The sequence below is a fragment of the Prosthecobacter sp. genome, from assembly GCF_044232965.1.
In the GTDB taxonomy this organism is placed as follows: Bacteria; Verrucomicrobiota; Verrucomicrobiia; order Verrucomicrobiales; family Verrucomicrobiaceae; genus Prosthecobacter.
In genome coordinates, this window is record NZ_JBIIKX010000069.1 from 14,000 (window position 1) to 30,273 (window position 16,274).

The following is a 16,274-nucleotide window of genomic DNA, read 5'->3' on the forward strand; positions in this document are numbered from 1 at the left end:
GGACTCCTTCATCATGCGGTCCCATGCCGCACGACCTCACCTCCGCTCCGCAAACTGATCCGCTCAACATCTACCGCTACCGCGACAGCCTCTACGCGGTCGATTTGATCACGGCGGCGCTGAGCATCGACTTCTTCACCTGGCTGTCGGCGAATCCATCGACGTTGAACGGCATCTGCGAGCACTTTGGCTTCAAAGAACGACCGGTGGACGTGATGCTGACGCTGTTCTCGGCCAACGGCTGGGTGGAGAATCAAGGCGGCGCCTTCCATGCCTCGGCGACGGCGAAGGAGCATCTCCGTGCAGGTTCGGTCTGGGATGTGCGCCCCTATTATGCCTCCTTGCATGATCGCCCCATCGCGCGGGATTATCTGGAGGTGCTCAAATCCGACAAGCCAGCGGGCTGGAGCGGCGACAAGGCAGCCTTCGATTGGCACAAGGCGATGGAGCAGGAGGATTTCGCCCGCAAATTCACCGCGGCGATGGATTGCCGCGGCCTTTATCTCTCGCAGGCCCTCGCGAAGAAGCTCGATCTCACCGGGCGCTTGCGTTTGCTCGACATCGGTGCGGGCAGCGGCATCTACGCGTGCTCCATCGCAGCGCAGCACACGCACTTGAAGGCCATTGCATTCGATCAAACACCCGTGGATCGCATCGCGGCCAAATTGATCGAAGAACGCGGCTGCGCGGATCGCGTCAGCGTGGCGACGGGCAACATGTTCGACGGCTTGCCGAGCGGATGCGATGTGCATCTTTATTCCAACGTGCTGCACGACTGGGGCGTGGCCGAGGTGAAGAAACTTCTCGCTGTTTCGCATACCGCATTGCCTGCGGGCGGCATGCTTATCATTCACGATGCGTTCATCAACGCGACGAAGACCGGACCGTTGCATGTGGCCGAATATTCGTGCCTGCTGATGCACTCCACGCAGGGGAAATGCTACAGCACGAGCGAGTATGCGGCGCTGCTTGATGAGGCTGGCTTCACCGCCGGTGAGTATCATGACACCGCTGTTGCACGCGGCTTCATGACAGCGATTCGTCGTTAAAAATTAATTAGTGCAAAGAAAACAGCGTGCCGTATCGTCTCAGCAGTCGCTTATGAAGCAACTCACTCTGCTCTCCCTGTTTGCTCTGGCCGCGTTCGCGCGTGCCGAGACCACCATCACATTGAATGGCGTTCACAACTGCTGCCGCGGTTGCGCCAACGGCATCACCAAAGCCGCCGCTGATTTCAAGGACGTCACCGTCACGCCTGCGGGCAAGAAGGTGACGATCACCACGAAGAAGAAATCCGACGCGAAGAAAGTCGCCGAGGCCATCATCGCCGCCGGTTATTACGGCACCATCGAAGGCGATGAGTCTGCCGACAAGAAGCCCACCACCGCCTCCAAGCCTGAGTCGAAGGTCGCCAAGGCCACGGTCTCCGGCGTGCATCTCTGCTGCCAGAAGTGCGCCGATGCCGCGACGGACGCCGTCAAGGCCGTGGCAGGCGTCACGAAGTACGACATCGTCTCCAAAGCCGAATCCTTCACCGTCGAAGGTGAATTCGCCAAAGCCGACCTCGTCGCCGCGCTGAACAGCGCTGGCTTCGCGGGCGACATCAAATAATTACCGCAACCAACAACGAGCGGGGCCGGGGTTTGCGAAAGCGACCCCGGCTTTCTTTTTGGGTTTTGTAGTCCCGCCTTTAGGCGGCGGTTTGGAATGACTTCCGGACCGGCTGAAGCCGGGACTACAATACGAGTTACTTCACCATCGCCAGAGCGTCATCCACGCTCGCGCCGTCATGCACCATGGCCATCAGGGCACGGGTGATGCCTTTCGGATTTGGATGCTGAATGACGTTGCGGCCATAGACGATGCCTGAGGCGCCTTGTTGAAGCAGACCTTGCGTGCGTTCAAGGATTTCGCGGTCGCTCACGCGGCCACCACCGCGCACGAGCACCGGGATGCCGGAGGCGGCTTCGATGACTTTGTGGTAGATGCTCACATCGTCGGTGGGATCAGCCTTGATGATATCGGCACCGAGTTCGACGGCCTGGCGCACGAGGTAGGTGATGGCGGTTTCGTCACCATTGACCATGTAGCCGCCGGCTTTTTCATTCGGCTGGAACACGAGCGGTTCCACCATCATGGGCATGCCGTAGTAATCGGCCTGGGGCTTGAGTTTGAGGATGTTCTCGACGCACTCGGCATGCACTTCCGGTGCGCCGGGGATTTGGAAGAGGTTCACGCACACGCAGGCGGCGTCGTAACGCACCGCCTGGAGCATGCAGTCCTCAAGCATGAGGCTGAAGCGGCGGTTTTCCGGCAGCGTCTTGCCATAAATGTTCGCCACATCGGTGCGCAGTACGAGGCTGGGCTTTTCGCGGCCCGGCATCTCCTGCAAATGCCGCGCCATGCCGAGCGTGAGTTGAATTGCATCCGGAGCGGCTTCAACGAGCGTTTTCACCACCTTGCGCATGTCCTCGATGCCTTGCAGGAACCCGGCTTGGTTGAAGAAGCCGTGATCGACGGCCACATCGAAGCAGCGGTTGGACTTGGCGTTGAAGAGGCGTTTGAGGCGGAAGGATTTCATGGTGGGAGGGTTGTTTAAAGCGATGTGAGGCGAGGTCAACTTTCACAAGGCCGCACGAAGCACCGCAACGAGTTTGTCATGGGTCAGCGAAACGGGATTCGCCTTCATGCTGCTTGCAGCGGCGGCTTTGCGGGCGATTTCGTCGAGATCACTGTCTTGAATGCCCCAGGCGCTAAGTTTGGGGATTTGGAGACGTGCTGTGAGCGCATGAAGCCAGGAAACGGCATCGCCGTCGAGCATTTGGTCGATGTGATCGAACTTGGTGCGGTTTTGCACGCCTTTGGCATTCGCTTCCCACACGGGTGCAAGCAGTGCGGCGCACACAGCACCATGCGGCGCATGAAACATGCCGCCAATCGGCGCGGCGAAGCCGTGGACGGCACCGAGACCGGCGTTGGCGAGGGCGATGCCGCTGTTGAGGGCGCAGAGGGCCATGTCTTCGCGAGCATCAAGGTCGTGACCGTTTTGAAAGGCGCGTTCGAGAGAGCGCACGGCACGCTGGATGCCATCGAGGCACAAAGCGTCGGTCATCGGCTGCGCACGCGAGCAGACGAAGGCTTCGAGGCATTGCGTGAGCGCGTCCATGCCAGTGGCGGCGGTCACATGCGGCGGGAGATCGCCGGCGAGTTCGGGATCGATTAGCGCGATGCGGGGCAGCATCGAGAGATGGCGCAGGCTGGCTTTGACGCGGTGTTCTTCGCTGGCAATGACGGCGTTGCGCGTGGCTTCGGCTCCGGTACCAGATGTGGTGGGAACGGCGATGAAGGGCAGCGGCGCGGCTTCGAGCGGCCTGCCTTCACCGATGACCTCGATGTAGCGCATCAAATCGCCGGGCTGGGTGCTCATGGCGGCGATGGCCTTGCCTGCATCGACCACACTTCCGCCACCGATGGCGATGATGACATCGGCCTTATGCTGTTTCGCGAGTTCGACACCGCTTTGGATGTCTTGAACCGTCGGCTCTCCACGAATCGATTTGAAGCCAACGTAAGGCAGCCGGGTTTCCCATTGTTGCGGTCGGCTGCCGGTGATAAGGAACACCCGCTGGCCGAATTCGGCGGCGAGCGCGGGCAGTTCGCGCACAACACCGCGTCCGAAGATGATGCGCTGTGCGGTGGCGAATTCGAAACGGTTCATGGCGGTGATTTGAGCGCGTAGAGGTCTTTGAGCGTGTGAACGCGGACGCCAGGAAGTTTGACGCTAGATTTGACGGAACGGACGAACAGGCGGCGACCGATGGTGGCGTTGCGTTTGTTGGGATAGAGCGGGATTTTGGCCTCCAGTTCATCGGCGAGCGGCTTGATGGCGGTGATGTCCTTCCATTTGCACTCGCCGAGGTCGGTCCAGCCGTCCTGGCGCACGCCAATGACGTCGATCTGGGTGCTTTTGTCCCAGTATTCGCCGCATTCGAAGGCGGCGCGGACGCCTTCGGCCTGATAAATCATGGGCAGGCATTCGCGGCAGAGGCGCTCGAAGCAGCGGCCGAAGTAGGCGTCGAGTTCGGGCTTGATGATCTCGGTGAAGCCTTGTTTCGGGCCGAGCAGCCGCAGCGTGCTCTGGTGTGGAAAGAGGAAGCGGAACCAGAAGCGCAGGAAGGGGTCGTCCAGCGCATAGCGCACGGTGCGGACGCCGGGCTTGTCCTCGGTGAGCGGGTAGCGGCGCTGGACGTAGCCGAGATCGACGAGGGTGCTGAGATGGTAGTTCAAGCCGCGCACGTCGATGCCGGTGGTGCTGGAGAGTTGCGCGGGGGCGGTCTTGCCCTGTGCCAGCGCCATGAGCACGGCGTGGTAGGGCATGAGGTCGCGTAATTCCTCGCGCAGGAGGAATTCGGGCTCGCGGAAGAGCACGGAAATCTCGTCGAGGACGCGGGCGATGATGTTTTGCTCGATGGAGAGCTTTTCATCGAAGGCGAGAAGGTACATCGGGATGCCTCCGCAGATTGAGTAGGCTTTGGCGTGGTCGATGACGGACCAGCGCGGATGGAATTCGGCGGCTTCGAGGTGGTTGAAGGGCCGCAGCAGGATCTGCCCGGTGCGGCGGCCGAAGAGCGGGCTTTTTTTACCGAGCACCTCACGCTCCATGAAGCCGAGGTAGGACCCGCAGAGGATGAGCATGACGCGGCCGGACTTGGCCCAATGACGGTCCCACAGCTCCTGGATGACGGACGGCAGCTCAGTCGCGCCCTCGGCCATCCACTGAAACTCATCGAGGGCGAGGATGAGCTTCTGTTTCCCCGTGTGGCGTTTCACGACGAGGTCGAGCGCCTCGCGCCAGCCGCTCACGCGGGCCTGGGCGAGCAGCGGCTCATTCAGCGCACGCGCAGCGGCCTCGAGAAACTCGGTGATCTGCGTCTCGCCGGGGGCGCGTTTGCCGACGAAGTAGATGCCGGGCTTCTTCTCCATGAAATGGACGATCATCTCGCTCTTGCCGACACGGCGGCGGCCATAGACGGGCAGGAACACGGAGTCCGGCCCGCGCCACATGGCGTCGAGCGCGGCGATCTCACGATGGCGGCCCCGGAAATCAGTCATGGCGGATCATAGTTCATCTAAACATGTTTTGTCAAAACGTGTTTTGATGACTTTGGCTGAGCCAGTCTCAGCGGCTCAACGTCATGACGCATTCGAGATGCTTCGTCTGCGGGAAGAGATCGAAGGGCTGAACGGTGCCGAGCTGGTAGCCGGCTTCGGTGAACAGGACGAGGTCGCGCATCTGTGTGGCGGGATTGCAGGAGACATAGACGACGCCTTTCGGGCCGAAGGCAAAGAGCTGCTGCAAGAACTCGGGGCTGCAACCGGCACGTGGCGGGTCGATGAGCACGACGGTGTCGGCTCCGGCATGCGGCACGTCTTTGAAGACATGCTGCGCATCAGCGGCGATGAAGCGGCAGTTCGTGAGGGAATTGATCTCAGCGTTGTGCGCGGCCTTTTTGACCGCGCTCTCGGAAATCTCGACGCCGATGACCTGCTCGAAGTCGCGTGCGGCGCTGATGGCAAACAAACCGCTGCCGCAGTAGGCATCGACGAGATGCTTGGCGCCAGTGGCTTTGGCTTCGTCGATGGCGTGGCGGACGAACTTGGGCAGGATGAAGGGGTTGTTCTGGAAGAAATCACCGGCCTGGAACTCGAAGCGGATGCCGTCCACATCTTCGACGGCGATTTCATCGCTGCGGGTGAGGACGCCGTTCTTCGCGGCACGCATCAGCAGCGTGGCCCCATTTTTGAAGGTGTCGGAGTTGGCGCGGGCACGTTCGCGCACGGCGGCGAGCTGCGCGTTCAGCTCGGGCATGGCGATGGGGCAGTGCTCGACATCGACCATGGCGTTGCGCGTGCGCGCACGGAGGAAGCCGATGGCACCGATGCCGCCACTCTTCGGGCGATGAAAGTGCGGCGTGATCTTGGAGCGGTAGCCGTATTCGACGGGCGAGGGGATGACTTCGCGCACGGGGTGCTCGATCTTCGCCATGTGCTTGAGCAGTTCGGCGACCTGGCGCTGCTTCGACAGCAACTGTTCGGCATATGTCAGGTGTTGATACTGGCAGCCGCCGCACTGGCCGAAGAGCGCGCACTTTGGCGCGACACGATTGGGCGCTGGTTCCAGCACCTCGATGAGATCGGCCTCGCTGTAGTTCTTGTGATTGCGGAAGACGCGGCACTTCACCAGCTCACCGGCGAGTGTGAACGGAACGAAGACGACCCAGCCATCGACACGGGCGACACCGGCCCCCTCGTTGGTGAGGTTGTCGATCCTGACGTCGAGCTCCTGGTGATACGCGAAGGGATGCGGATTGAATTTGCGCGGCGGTTCCATGCGGCGCGTCACTTCTTCTCCGGGTTTTCCATGATCATGTAGGTGCGGCCTTTGACGTCACCGTTGAAGGGATTGATCGTCTCGATCTTCAACTCCTTGAGCACGGTGGCTTTGTCCACCTTCTGCACCTTGGTGACCTGATAGCGCTTCACGACCTTGCTGTTGCGGTCGTAGGCCTCCATTTTTGCCGCGCCGCCGCTGCCTTGATGCACATAGATGTCCACGACGTAATACGGGCCGTCTTTTCCTGGATTGGTGACACGCACGATCCAGCACTTCTGAGCGCTGACACGGCCCTCGCCCATCAACTGCGGACGCGGCCAGTAGAGGAAGCGCAGGGAGAGGTCCTCATAGTTGAAGGCCATGCCGCGCACGCTTGCGCCGTATTGATTGCCTTGAACCTGTGCAGAACCACCCGCCCGCACCTGATAGAGTGTGGCGGGCGTGGTGTTCAGGTCGAGGTGGACGATCTCTTTCGGCTCGTTGGTGAAAAGAAAACGCATGACCTGATTCTCCATCGTCAGTGTCAGCGGCTCGGTGCGGCCCGTGGCGTCGTCACGCAGGTGGCCGCTCATCTTGTGGTTTTGCAGGGCGTAGCTGAGGCGCACGATGCGGAGGATTTCCTCGGCGGTTTTCGGCTGGGCGTCCTGAGCATGCAGCATGGCGGCGGCCAGCAGGGGCAGGAGGATGAGAAGGCGTTTCATGAGGGTGAAGGAAAGGAGACGGCGCTTTGACATGGCAGCCGACGCCTCTATTCAATGCCGCAACCACCATGCAGCGCCAGCGCTTTCTCTTTGCCGCCCTGGGCCTGCTCACGCTCTGGCGCTGGGCGCTGCTGCCGACGCTGGAACTCGCGCCGGACGAGGCGCTTGCGGTTTTTCGTGTGAAACACGGACATTGGGGCGAATTTCCCCACATGGGGCCGCTGGTGCCGTTGTTCGTGAGGCTGGGCATGCTGATCGGTGGCGATGGCGAGTTGGGCGTGCGTTTCTTTGCGCCGCTGCTCGCGCTGGCGGCCTCGCTGGCCGTGTGGCGGCTGATGCGTGGGCTGTTTGACGCGCAGATCGCCGGATGGGCGGTGGTGATCGTGAATGTGCTGCCCGCCTTCAATCTCGCCTCAGTCACGCTGACTCCAGCCACGGTGGTGTTTGCACTCGTGCCGACGGCGGCGTTGTGTTTGCGTGTCGCCTTGCTGCATGCACATCCGCTCCATTGGGCTTGGTGGGCTGCGGCGGCGTGTGTTTTGGGCATGGCGCTGGCGCAACCGCCTGCTTTCGGAGTGATGGTGGCGGTGACGATGGTTTTCGCGTTGCCGGAGCGGCTGCGGCATCATCTGCATGCGAATGGGTTCCTTGTGATCGCTGGCTTCTGGAGTGCTGGGATCGTGTGCTGGCTTTGGAGTGGTGCCCACTGGGACTGGCCGGAGTGGCGATTGGTTCCGAATCTGTTCCGCTGGTCCGTACTCGCCTCACCGCTGCTGCTCGTGTTGTTCGTGCTCGCTGGGAGGATGGCATGGGATCGTGCCACGCTGATGTCGCAGCGCAGTCTGCCGCTGGCGATGCTGCTGCCACTGGCCGCGCTGGATCTGCTATACGGGCCGAATCATCGCTGGCCTGACATGGGCGGCGCGGTGTGGATGGTTTTTGCGGCCATGCTGCTTGCTCATCGCGGCACGGTGCTCGGCGGCATCGAGAGCGAGGAGAAAATCAGCCTGCGCACCATCGCGCTCGTGCTCGCGGCGCTGCAAAGCGCCTTCCTGCTGCAAACCGACCTGCCGCGCACACTTGGCCTGAAGTGGCCGTTTTCGCGGCAAACGACCGCCAGCTCTGATTACACGCATTTCTTCACCGCTGATCCCTCCAAAGCCATGCGCGGTTGGCGTGAGAGCGCGAAACTCGTCTCCGCCGCGTTAAAGCAGGCCCGTCACGATGAATCCTGGTTCGTGGTGGCCAATGACTGGCGGCTCGCCGTCGAATTGGATCATTACCTCGACCAAACCGAGCCGGTGATGTCGATTGAGACAGATTTGATCGACTTCAAAGGCCGCAGCGCCCTCTTCGTCACCGATGATCCCGCCGCCATCGCGCCGCCGGATTTGATCAAGGCGCGCTTCGGACGCTTTGAGGTGCTTTCCGTGGCCCGCGTCATGCATGCGGGCAACGAGGTGCGCTGGCTGAAAATCTTCGCTTGCCACAATTAGCCTCCGCCCGACTTTTGCGCCCTTTTCGCCCGCCCATGCCGTCCTCGCCCGCCATTTCCGTCGTCGTTCCTCTTTATAACGAGGAGGACAATGTCGTGGAAATGCAGCAGCAGATCGACGCCGCGATGGCCGGACGCGATTACGAGCTGGTACTTGTCGATGACGGCTCGAAGGATCAGACGCTGGCCCGCGTGCAGCGTGGCGACCGGGTGCGCGTGATCATCTTTGAAAAGAACAGCGGCCAGAGTGCCGCCATGCATGCCGGCATCTACGGTGCCAAAGGAGATGTCATCGTCACACTCGACGGCGACCTGCAAAACGACCCCTCCGACATCCCCGCCATGATCGCCAAGCTCGACGAAGGCTTTGATCTCGTTTGCGGCTATCGCGCGAAGCGCAAGGACACCACCTTCAAGCGCCTGCAAAGCCGCATCGCCAACTTCGTGCGCTCACGTTTCGTCGGAGATCATGTGCGCGACACCGGCTGCACCTTGAAAGTGATGCGCCGCGACTGCCGCGAGGCCCTGCTGCTCTTCAACGGCATGCACCGCTTCATTCCCGCCCTCATCCGCAACATGGGCTGGCGCGTCACCGAGATGCCGGTGAATCACCGCCCGCGCATCCATGGCGTGAGCAAGTATGGCTTCGGCAACCGCGCCCTGCGTGCCACGATGGACATGTTTGGCGTGCGCTGGCTCAACAGCCGCCGCACCCGTTACAGCATCCGCGAGGAACGGCACGGTTGATGCGTTTCTGTTGTTGACGAAGACGCCGTTGCTCCGGCATGCTGAGAAAATCTTAGACGGATGAACCTGCGCGAACAACTGCGACACCTGCTCCCCGAAATCCTGCCGGACGATCCTGCGGAGGCCATCAAGGGCACCGAGCTCATTCGTCTCGTGCGTCATCGCCTCGGCGAAGGCTACAGCGACGCCACGCTGCGCTATCACTTCTCCATCCTCAGCTACGATCCCACCTCGCCCATCGCGAAGGTGGACCAGGGCCAAGGCTACTACCGCCGCCAGAAAAAAACCGCCGGACTGAACGGCGTCACGCGCCCCAGCCTCTTCGATGAGGAGGGCGACAGCGACCAGTGCTGGTCGCGCTTCCTGCGCATGGTCGCCATCTACGAGCGCCTCAGCCTCCAGCGTTCGCGCTATCCCTTCCTACTGAACCGCAACAGCAGCGGCGCTCCCAGCATGGAGGGCGAGTGGGACATCCCCGACCTCGTCGTCGCTGACTGGGATCTCGACGCCGGCAGCGACGACGCCCCGCGCTTCGACGCTTCCATGCTCGATCTCCGCCGCCATCTCGGCGGTCCCGAGGTCGGCATCACCGGCGTGCAGTTGAAGCTCAGCGTCTCCCTCGAAAACTTCAGCGCCGACTTCTTCCAGGCCCTCAGCGCCACCCGCTGGACGCTGCAAAGCGAGATCGTCATCGCCGAAGGTCTCAACGACGAGGCGCTCGTCGATGCGCTGCGCAGCCTCGGCCATCAGTTCGGTGTCGGCATCAGCAGCCTCGGCATCCAGCTCACGCAGCTCGATGAACTCCCCTCCGCCAAAGAAATCCGCGCCATGAGCGCCGCCGAATTCGAGGCCGTGCAGAACCTTCTGCGCATCCAAAAAATCACCCTGCCCACGCCCCGTCACAACATCGACTGGCCCGCGCTCAACGCCCTGCGCAAAAAGCACGACTCCGTCGCCGACCTCGTCCGCTGGCTCTCTGATTGTCTCGCGAAGCGACAGCCGGAGTGGGTGGGTGGAGCGGTGAGGTGATTCGGGTACAGACCAACGACTGATCTTAAAACTGACGCGTGTTATTTTAAACTGCCGTGCATGAATCCAAGAAACAAATCAGTGCCGCATTGTCGCCTTTGCTCAAAGAGCATGGTTATAAAAAGAGAGCGCTGACATGGCACAGGCTTTGCCCTGATGCTGTTTTAACATTTCACGTCGAAAAGAACCGATGGGGAGCCGATCAGTACTCCTGCCACATGGGCATTTACATTCGCCAAATGGGCATTGAGACAAGCCCGCCTCACTTTCGATGCCAAATTAGAACCCAACTAGACCGAATCGTAACCGATGTCGAAACGATTGATGAAGCACTTAACTTTGAAGGCATTTCATTGGAACAAAGCGTTCGAATTTCCCGTATTGTCGAGGCTGTTAATACGCACGCTTTGCCTTGGCTTGAACAGCATTCAACACTCACGGCATTGGTCAATTTGACTCGATGCGACTATGACAAATTGCTCCCACGTATCTTAATTTACAGGGCGGCATATGACCATCTTCGACAAATTGCGGAAATACACTGAAGCGAGTAGGCTTGCAGTCTGATTCAGCCCACTCAATGCCAGACCCGGCCGCTTGGCCTCTTTTCAAATCTGAAACGTGAATCGGCGAGTGTCGTCCTTCGTCTTGGCGCTCGGGTGCTCTCTGAGACGGGCGGGCTGTCGCCACACCCATCCTACGAGGGCTGTCACTTGTCCCAGCCGCGGATTTTCACATGCACCTGCGCCACGCGGCCCATGTAGTGGTCCATGGAGAAATCCTGCGCGGCCTTGAGCATGTGGGCCTTGGCTTTCACGTCGTCGCCAGTCGCCTCGAAGTAGAGGCCGAGGTAGAGGTGGGCGTAGCAGCGGTGGTTGCGCAGGCGCTCGCCTTCGCCCTCCTCGGCGGCTTTAAGCACGGCCTCCTCGCTGCCTTTGCCAGCGAAAAGCTCGTGGACTTGCTTCATCGGGATGCGGCTGTCGCCCTCGATGGGGATGAAGACCTTGCGCGCGGCCTCCACGCTCTCGCCTTTGGCGATGCAAAGGAAATGCCACGCGGCGTTTTCCACATCGTTGCCGTTCACGGTCTGATGCACCTCAAACTGCTCGCGCCCGCCTTTGAAATCACCCGCGTAGTAGAGCGAGAGTCCACGCTGCCAGAGCTGCGGCTTTGAATCAGGCGCGAGGGCGATCAGCTTGTCGAACGCGGCGACGGATTCCTTCGCCTTCGCGGCAAAAAAGGCGTCCACGCCCTGCTGGAAAAGCACATTCGGGGCGTCCTGGGCCGAAACAGGCAGCCACAGGCCAAAGAGAAGAACGGAGAGGAGTTTTTTCATGGTCTTGGCTAAACGTGATGGGCGGAAGGTTTCGCGCAATTCACAGCCACGCAAGCGGCAGCGGCACGATGAGCGCGAGATCGGAAAGAACTCGATGTGCCTCCGCCGAGACACGCTTTCCGACACGTTGCACCAGCGCATGCAGTAGCAGGCCACCGAGCGCGGCTCGCGCCGGACCGAGCAGCGCATGCTCCAGCGTGCCCAGCTCGATCATCCACAGCAGCGCGAGCGTAAAACACAGCGCGAACATCACCAGCCCTGCGTGACCCGTGGCGTCATCTTTCTCACGCGCGGAGATGCCATGGAGATTGCAGGCAAACAGCAGCCCTAGCAGGCCGCACTCCAGCACCGGATCGAGCAAAGTCTCCGGCATGCCGAGGAAGCGCGTGCTGGTGGTGACCCCGAGCGCGAAGAGCAGCGCGGCGGTCATTTCCTTCGGCAGCAGATGCCCCAGGCGGATGTCGAGCTGACGCAGAAACGACAGCACCATCACGCCCAGCACGAGCAGACTGAGTGTGAAGCGAAAGCCCGGTGACGCGGGCATGCGAGAGATGAGCAAAACGCCGCCCAGCCCCGCGCAAGAGATCAGCAGATCACGCCACACCCGGCTGCCCTGCGCCGCCCATGAAGCCAGGTAAATCGCCACCAGCAGCCCCAGTCCCGACACCTGCCACAGCACGCCTTCAGGAATCACCCACAAGGCCATCCAGGCCACCAACAGCGAGGCCGCAGGAATGACCCCAAGCAGCAACACCTGGCGGTGGCGGCGGTAAAACACATGCCTCAGGCCCAGTTCCGCGTTGCCGGCCGAAAAAGTGTCCAGCGTGCGGTCGATCACATAAATCACCCAGCAGGCCAGCGCGAGTCCGGCGTCCAGCATCGGCGTGAGGCGCAGGCCATGCGCGTGCGCCAAGGCATGCTGCCAGAGCACGGCCACCAGCGGCGCCTCCAGGCTCAGTACATGCGCCCAGAGCCACCAGGGCGTTGTCCTGGCAGGCAAGGTCTCACGGGCTGATGTGTCGGCGGTCAAGACGTGCTCTTTAGGAGCGGTTCGCGCCTGCGGCAAGCCGCGTTGCGGACGAATCCCGTGCTCCAAGGTTGCGATGCCCTGTGCCAGCGGCACTTTGGCAGACCCCCATGATCGGCGATGACTATTTTGAGCTGCGTTCACGAATCGGCACGGACCTTCTGGCCCTGGCCGCCGCCTTGCGTGAAACCGGTGGTGATGTCGAATCGGCCGCGATCATCGATAATCTCATCGCCAGCCTGAAGGAGCCGTTTGTTTTCGTCGTCGTGGGCGAGGTGAACGTGGGCAAGTCAAGCTTCCTCAACGCGCTCTTCGGCCAGGACTTCTCCACCACGGGCGTGATGCCCACGACGGACAAGATTCTCTTCTTCAAGCACGGCCAGGAGCATCAGGTCGTGCCGGTGACGCCGACGCTCGATGAAGTCCACACCCCGGTCGATTTCTTGCGCGATTTCCACATCGTGGACACGCCGGGAACGAACTCGATCGAGAACGAGCACCAGCAGATCACCGAGCGCTTCGTGCCCATCGCGGATCTCGTGATCTTTGTGTTCTCCGCGATGAATCCGTGGGGTGCGTCCGCGTGGCAGTTCCTCGAAAAAGTGCATCGCGAGTGGATGCGGCACGTCGTCTTCGTGCTCCAGCAGTGCGATCTGCGCAGCCCGGAGGAGATTCAGGTCATCACGGATTACATGGGCCAGCTCACGCGGCAGCGCTTTGGCCGCGATTTTCCGCTATTTCCCGTCTCGGCCAAAAAAGCCTTTCTGGCGCGCAACGCGGGCATTGATCACGAGCGTCTGCTGAAGGACAGCGGCTTCGACGCGCTGCAACAGCACATTTCCGGCTTGGTGTCACACCACACAGCGCGTCTGAACAAGCTGGCGGGCACCGTGAAGCTGGCACGGCAGATTTTAGATCACATGCGCGAGCACTTCGCCGTGGCCGTACAGAACGCGCGCCGCAAGACCACCGTGCTACAAGAGCTGCTGACCGAGCGCGAGATCCAGGTGGACCGCACTTTGAAGAAAATCCTCCCCGCCTTCGACGCCACCGAGCGGGACTACCACGAGTCCGTCATGCGCGTGGCAGGGCTGGCGCAGGACGCGCTGGCCACGAGGAAGGCGTTTCAGCGCAAGCCTTCACCCGATGATGAGGTGCCAGAGGTACGGCAGCAAAGCCTGGACCATCGCCTCTTTCAGGAACTTCAGCACCGCACGGGCGACCGCTGGCGACAGGTCGGCCTCGTGCTGGAGGAGGATGTGCATCAGTTTGAGCGTTATCTTTATGCCCAGGGCCGCGGAACGGTGTTCCCCGTCGATGTGTCGATGCCGGTGCATGCCTACGACGATGACGAGAGCGAGCTGCGCCGCCGTTTTAGCACGCATGTCGATTCCTCGCTGCGCCGCTTCGTCATCGGCCTGAAACTGGATGAGGACATCGAACCAGGCAACGAAAAAGCCCGGCGCACCGCCCGCTGGGTGCCGCGTCTGGTGCCGCCGGCCTTGATCGCGACGGGGCTGTGCGGCTGGCTTGATGGCTGGGAGGGCGGCGGCATCGCCGCCGGGGCTGGTGTGCTGCTGCTGGCGGTGGTTTACCTGCTCACGCAGATCCGGCTGAACAGCGCCCGCAATGCCATCCTCGACAAGCTGGAGCAGTCCTCCATCACCCTGCGTGACATGCTCGCAAAACAAGTCACCGAAGACGTGACCGCGATTTTTGGCAAATTCCTCGGCACGCTCGATCCCGCGCAGGCGGGCGCCGCGCAGTTGCTCCAGGAGCAGTCCGCGCATGCCGCGCGGTTGCAGCAGCTCGCCACCTCCTTTGATGCGCTGGAGCAGCAGGTGCAGTCCCGCGCCCCAGCGCGTGCGACCGCCTGACCGTCCTTCCCACCGGCATGTCTCCCGCCGAGATCAAATCCGCCCTCCTCGCCAAAGCCCGTGCGCTCGGCTTTGACGACTGCCGCGTCGCGCCCGCGCTGCCAGCGGCGCATCGTGAGGTGTTTGAGCAATGGATCGCGGAGGGCAAACACGGCGACATGGCCTGGATGGCCCGCAACGTGGAGCGGCGCACTGACCCACGCGTTGTGCTGCCGGGAGCGCGGAGTGTGATCGTGCTGGCGCTGAATTATTACCAAGGCTCCGGCCCCGAGAATGGCTACCGCATCGCCCGCTACGCCTGGAACGACGACTACCACGACCTCATCGAGAAAAAACTCCGCGAACTCGACGCCTGCCTCACCTCCCACGGTGGCACGCAGAAGCCCTACGTTGATACCGGTCCCGTGTTGGAGCGTGACTTTGCCAGCGAGGCCGGGCTGGGCTGGGGCGGCAAGAGCACGATGCAAATTCATCGCCACCTCGGCACCTGGTTTTTCCTGGCGGACATTTTGACCACCCTCGACCTGCCTGCCGACACACCCGCGAAGGACATGTGCGGCAAATGCACGCGCTGCATTGATGCCTGCCCCACCCAGGCCATCACCGCGCCGCAGCGCATGGACGCCCGACGCTGCATCTCGTACCTCACCATCGAAAGCAAGGGCAGCATCCCGCACGAGTTCCGCCGCGCCATCGGCGACCGCATTTACGGCTGCGACGCCTGCCTCGACGCCTGCCCATGGAACCGCCACGCCCAGGAATCGCGTGAAGCCACGTTTCAAGCCCGTGAAACCGTCTTCTCCAAGTCCCTGCGCGATTTTCTCGCCCTCACCGACGACGAGTTCCGCGCTCTGTTTGCCAAATCTCCGATCAAGCGCATCAAGCGCCCCGCCTTCCTGCGCAATGTCTGCGTTGCCCTCGGCAATGTCGGCCTTCCCGACGATCTGCCCGCCCTCGAAGCCGCTGCGGCTGATCCACACCCGCTCATCGCCGAACACGCCGCCTGGGCCATCGCGGAGATCCGCCAGCGCCACGGCGGTTGACAGGAGAAGGCCAACCGCCTACTCTCCGCCGCTTTCGAGCATGGCGAGGTAGCAAAGTGGTAATGCACTGGTCTGCAAAACCGGTATGCGCGGGTTCAATTCCCGCCCTCGCCTCCACCTTGTAAAATCAAGGTTTCATGTCCCAAAATGGGCAAAGTAAGAACAAAAGTAAGAACATGTTCGACCACTTCTGACGATGTTTAGCGAGGTCTGAATCCAGTCTCTGCCTATTCTGCCGATGCCTTGGTTCACCAGAAGAACCCGCCGCAAGCCATGACTCCCATCTTCCGCTCTTGCCTCCGAGAACCCATCCCCGAAATAGGCCAGGCAGCGCTCCTGCTTCAGTCTGCGGTTCAAGCTCACCTCGCGGGCAATTCAGAACTGGCACACGATTCGATCCGTCGTGCCGATCTTCCTGTCATTCGAGAATGGACTGAATCCCTCTGGGGTAGCAACAGCCCGTATGTCCAGTATCGGCCTGTTCATGATGCGCCTCCTAGCATTCCAAAAGAGCAACGTGTGAAGCTCCGAATGCCCACCACAGCAGAAAAGAATTCACTGCACCAACGCGATGGGTTTAATTGTCGGTTCTGCGGCATACCCCTTATTCGGAAGGATGTCAGAG

General features: G+C 61.4%; 15 protein-coding genes, 1 tRNA gene and 1 pseudogene. 10 read left to right on the forward strand and 7 right to left on the reverse strand.

The features are described 5' to 3' along the window. Positions 1 to 23: 23 nt before the first annotated feature. Entirely contained in the window at positions 24 to 1,049 is a 1,026-nt protein-coding gene (locus ACILSI_RS21605; RefSeq protein WP_395723997.1) for a methyltransferase, read from the forward strand. Between the two features lie 52 nt (positions 1,050 to 1,101). After that, positions 1,102 to 1,611, forward strand: a complete 510-nt coding sequence (locus ACILSI_RS21610; RefSeq protein WP_395723998.1) for a cation transporter — start codon at positions 1,102 to 1,104, stop codon at positions 1,609 to 1,611. 136 nt (positions 1,612 to 1,747) lie between these two features. Here ACILSI_RS21610 and ACILSI_RS21615 read toward each other — a convergent pair whose 3' ends face one another. From ACILSI_RS21615 to ACILSI_RS21635, 5 genes are all read right to left on the reverse strand, one after another. After that, positions 1,748 to 2,581 carry a class I fructose-bisphosphate aldolase gene (locus tag ACILSI_RS21615; RefSeq protein WP_395723999.1) on the reverse strand — a complete coding sequence of 278 codons (834 nt, stop codon included), beginning with the start codon at positions 2,579 to 2,581 and terminating at the stop codon, positions 1,748 to 1,750. 42 nt (positions 2,582 to 2,623) lie between these two features. Continuing rightward, the gene (locus ACILSI_RS21620; RefSeq protein WP_395724000.1) at positions 2,624 to 3,718 is read right to left on the reverse strand and encodes an iron-containing alcohol dehydrogenase; all 1,095 of its coding nucleotides are present in this window, start codon (positions 3,716 to 3,718) and stop codon (positions 2,624 to 2,626) included. Further along, the gene (locus ACILSI_RS21625) at positions 3,715 to 5,112 is read right to left on the reverse strand and encodes an ATP-binding protein (RefSeq protein ID WP_395724001.1); all 1,398 of its coding nucleotides are present in this window, start codon (positions 5,110 to 5,112) and stop codon (positions 3,715 to 3,717) included. The genes ACILSI_RS21620 and ACILSI_RS21625 overlap by 4 nt, the downstream gene beginning before the upstream one ends. A gap of 67 nt (positions 5,113 to 5,179) precedes the next feature. Further along, positions 5,180 to 6,391, reverse strand: a complete 1,212-nt coding sequence (locus ACILSI_RS21630; RefSeq protein ID WP_395724002.1) for a class I SAM-dependent RNA methyltransferase — start codon at positions 6,389 to 6,391, stop codon at positions 5,180 to 5,182. Between the two features lie 8 nt (positions 6,392 to 6,399). Next, complete coding sequence (locus ACILSI_RS21635) at positions 6,400 to 7,095, reverse strand: outer membrane lipoprotein-sorting protein (RefSeq protein WP_395724003.1); 696 nt, start codon at positions 7,093 to 7,095, stop codon at positions 6,400 to 6,402. A 68-nt stretch (positions 7,096 to 7,163) separates the two neighbouring features. On the opposite strand from ACILSI_RS21635, the gene ACILSI_RS21640 reads away from it, so the two are divergent. From ACILSI_RS21640 to ACILSI_RS21655, 4 genes are read left to right on the forward strand one after another with little or no spacing between them, the layout of a single operon-like run. Then, entirely contained in the window at positions 7,164 to 8,591 is a 1,428-nt protein-coding gene (locus ACILSI_RS21640; protein WP_395724004.1) for a glycosyltransferase family 39 protein, read from the forward strand. A 35-nt stretch (positions 8,592 to 8,626) separates the two neighbouring features. Beyond that, positions 8,627 to 9,337, forward strand: a complete 711-nt coding sequence (locus tag ACILSI_RS21645; RefSeq protein ID WP_395724005.1) for a glycosyltransferase family 2 protein — start codon at positions 8,627 to 8,629, stop codon at positions 9,335 to 9,337. A gap of 60 nt (positions 9,338 to 9,397) precedes the next feature. Then, a complete protein-coding gene (locus ACILSI_RS21650; RefSeq protein WP_395724006.1) occupies positions 9,398 to 10,366 on the forward strand; it encodes a hypothetical protein in 969 nt (322 codons plus the stop codon). A 56-nt stretch (positions 10,367 to 10,422) separates the two neighbouring features. Beyond that, complete coding sequence (locus tag ACILSI_RS21655; RefSeq protein WP_395724007.1) at positions 10,423 to 10,911, forward strand: DUF4304 domain-containing protein; 489 nt, start codon at positions 10,423 to 10,425, stop codon at positions 10,909 to 10,911. A 164-nt stretch (positions 10,912 to 11,075) separates the two neighbouring features. Here the strand turns inward: ACILSI_RS21655 and ACILSI_RS21660 are convergent, their stop codons facing one another. Both ACILSI_RS21660 and ACILSI_RS21665 read right to left on the reverse strand, forming a co-directional pair. Continuing rightward, on the reverse strand, positions 11,076 to 11,702 hold the full coding sequence (locus tag ACILSI_RS21660) for a tetratricopeptide repeat protein (RefSeq protein WP_395724008.1): 627 nt from the start codon (positions 11,700 to 11,702) through the stop codon (positions 11,076 to 11,078). A 40-nt stretch (positions 11,703 to 11,742) separates the two neighbouring features. Continuing rightward, the gene (locus ACILSI_RS21665) at positions 11,743 to 12,732 is read right to left on the reverse strand and encodes a hypothetical protein (RefSeq protein ID WP_395724009.1); all 990 of its coding nucleotides are present in this window, start codon (positions 12,730 to 12,732) and stop codon (positions 11,743 to 11,745) included. 107 nt (positions 12,733 to 12,839) lie between these two features. On the opposite strand from ACILSI_RS21665, the gene ACILSI_RS21670 reads away from it, so the two are divergent. From ACILSI_RS21670 to ACILSI_RS21685, 4 genes and pseudogenes are all read left to right on the forward strand, one after another. Continuing rightward, on the forward strand, positions 12,840 to 14,606 hold the full coding sequence (locus ACILSI_RS21670; RefSeq protein WP_395724010.1) for a dynamin family protein: 1,767 nt from the start codon (positions 12,840 to 12,842) through the stop codon (positions 14,604 to 14,606). Between the two features lie 17 nt (positions 14,607 to 14,623). After that, positions 14,624 to 15,649, forward strand: a complete 1,026-nt coding sequence (gene queG / locus ACILSI_RS21675; protein ID WP_395724011.1) for a tRNA epoxyqueuosine(34) reductase QueG — start codon at positions 14,624 to 14,626, stop codon at positions 15,647 to 15,649. A 42-nt stretch (positions 15,650 to 15,691) separates the two neighbouring features. Next, positions 15,692 to 15,766 (forward strand) — tRNA-Cys (locus tag ACILSI_RS21680). A gap of 156 nt (positions 15,767 to 15,922) precedes the next feature. After that, positions 15,923 to 16,274, forward strand: a pseudogene (locus ACILSI_RS21685) (HNH endonuclease); the annotation flags it as partial.

Coding starts and splice junctions, on each gene's coding strand:
- ACILSI_RS21630 (WP_395724002.1), bottom strand. CDS start 6,391: ATGGAACCGCCGCGCAAATTCAATCCGCATCCCTTCGCGTATCACCAG.
- ACILSI_RS21640 (WP_395724004.1), top strand. CDS start 7,164: ATGCAGCGCCAGCGCTTTCTCTTTGCCGCCCTGGGCCTGCTCACGCTC.
- ACILSI_RS21660 (WP_395724008.1), bottom strand. CDS start 11,702: ATGAAAAAACTCCTCTCCGTTCTTCTCTTTGGCCTGTGGCTGCCTGTT.
- ACILSI_RS21620 (WP_395724000.1), bottom strand. CDS start 3,718: ATGAACCGTTTCGAATTCGCCACCGCACAGCGCATCATCTTCGGACGC.
- ACILSI_RS21605 (WP_395723997.1), top strand. CDS start 24: ATGCCGCACGACCTCACCTCCGCTCCGCAAACTGATCCGCTCAACATC.
- queG (WP_395724011.1), top strand. CDS start 14,624: ATGTCTCCCGCCGAGATCAAATCCGCCCTCCTCGCCAAAGCCCGTGCG.
- ACILSI_RS21650 (WP_395724006.1), top strand. CDS start 9,398: ATGAACCTGCGCGAACAACTGCGACACCTGCTCCCCGAAATCCTGCCG.
- ACILSI_RS21635 (WP_395724003.1), bottom strand. CDS start 7,095: ATGAAACGCCTTCTCATCCTCCTGCCCCTGCTGGCCGCCGCCATGCTG.
- ACILSI_RS21670 (WP_395724010.1), top strand. CDS start 12,840: ATGATCGGCGATGACTATTTTGAGCTGCGTTCACGAATCGGCACGGAC.
- ACILSI_RS21615 (WP_395723999.1), bottom strand. CDS start 2,581: ATGAAATCCTTCCGCCTCAAACGCCTCTTCAACGCCAAGTCCAACCGC.
- ACILSI_RS21625 (WP_395724001.1), bottom strand. CDS start 5,112: ATGACTGATTTCCGGGGCCGCCATCGTGAGATCGCCGCGCTCGACGCC.
- ACILSI_RS21610 (WP_395723998.1), top strand. CDS start 1,102: ATGAAGCAACTCACTCTGCTCTCCCTGTTTGCTCTGGCCGCGTTCGCG.
- ACILSI_RS21645 (WP_395724005.1), top strand. CDS start 8,627: ATGCCGTCCTCGCCCGCCATTTCCGTCGTCGTTCCTCTTTATAACGAG.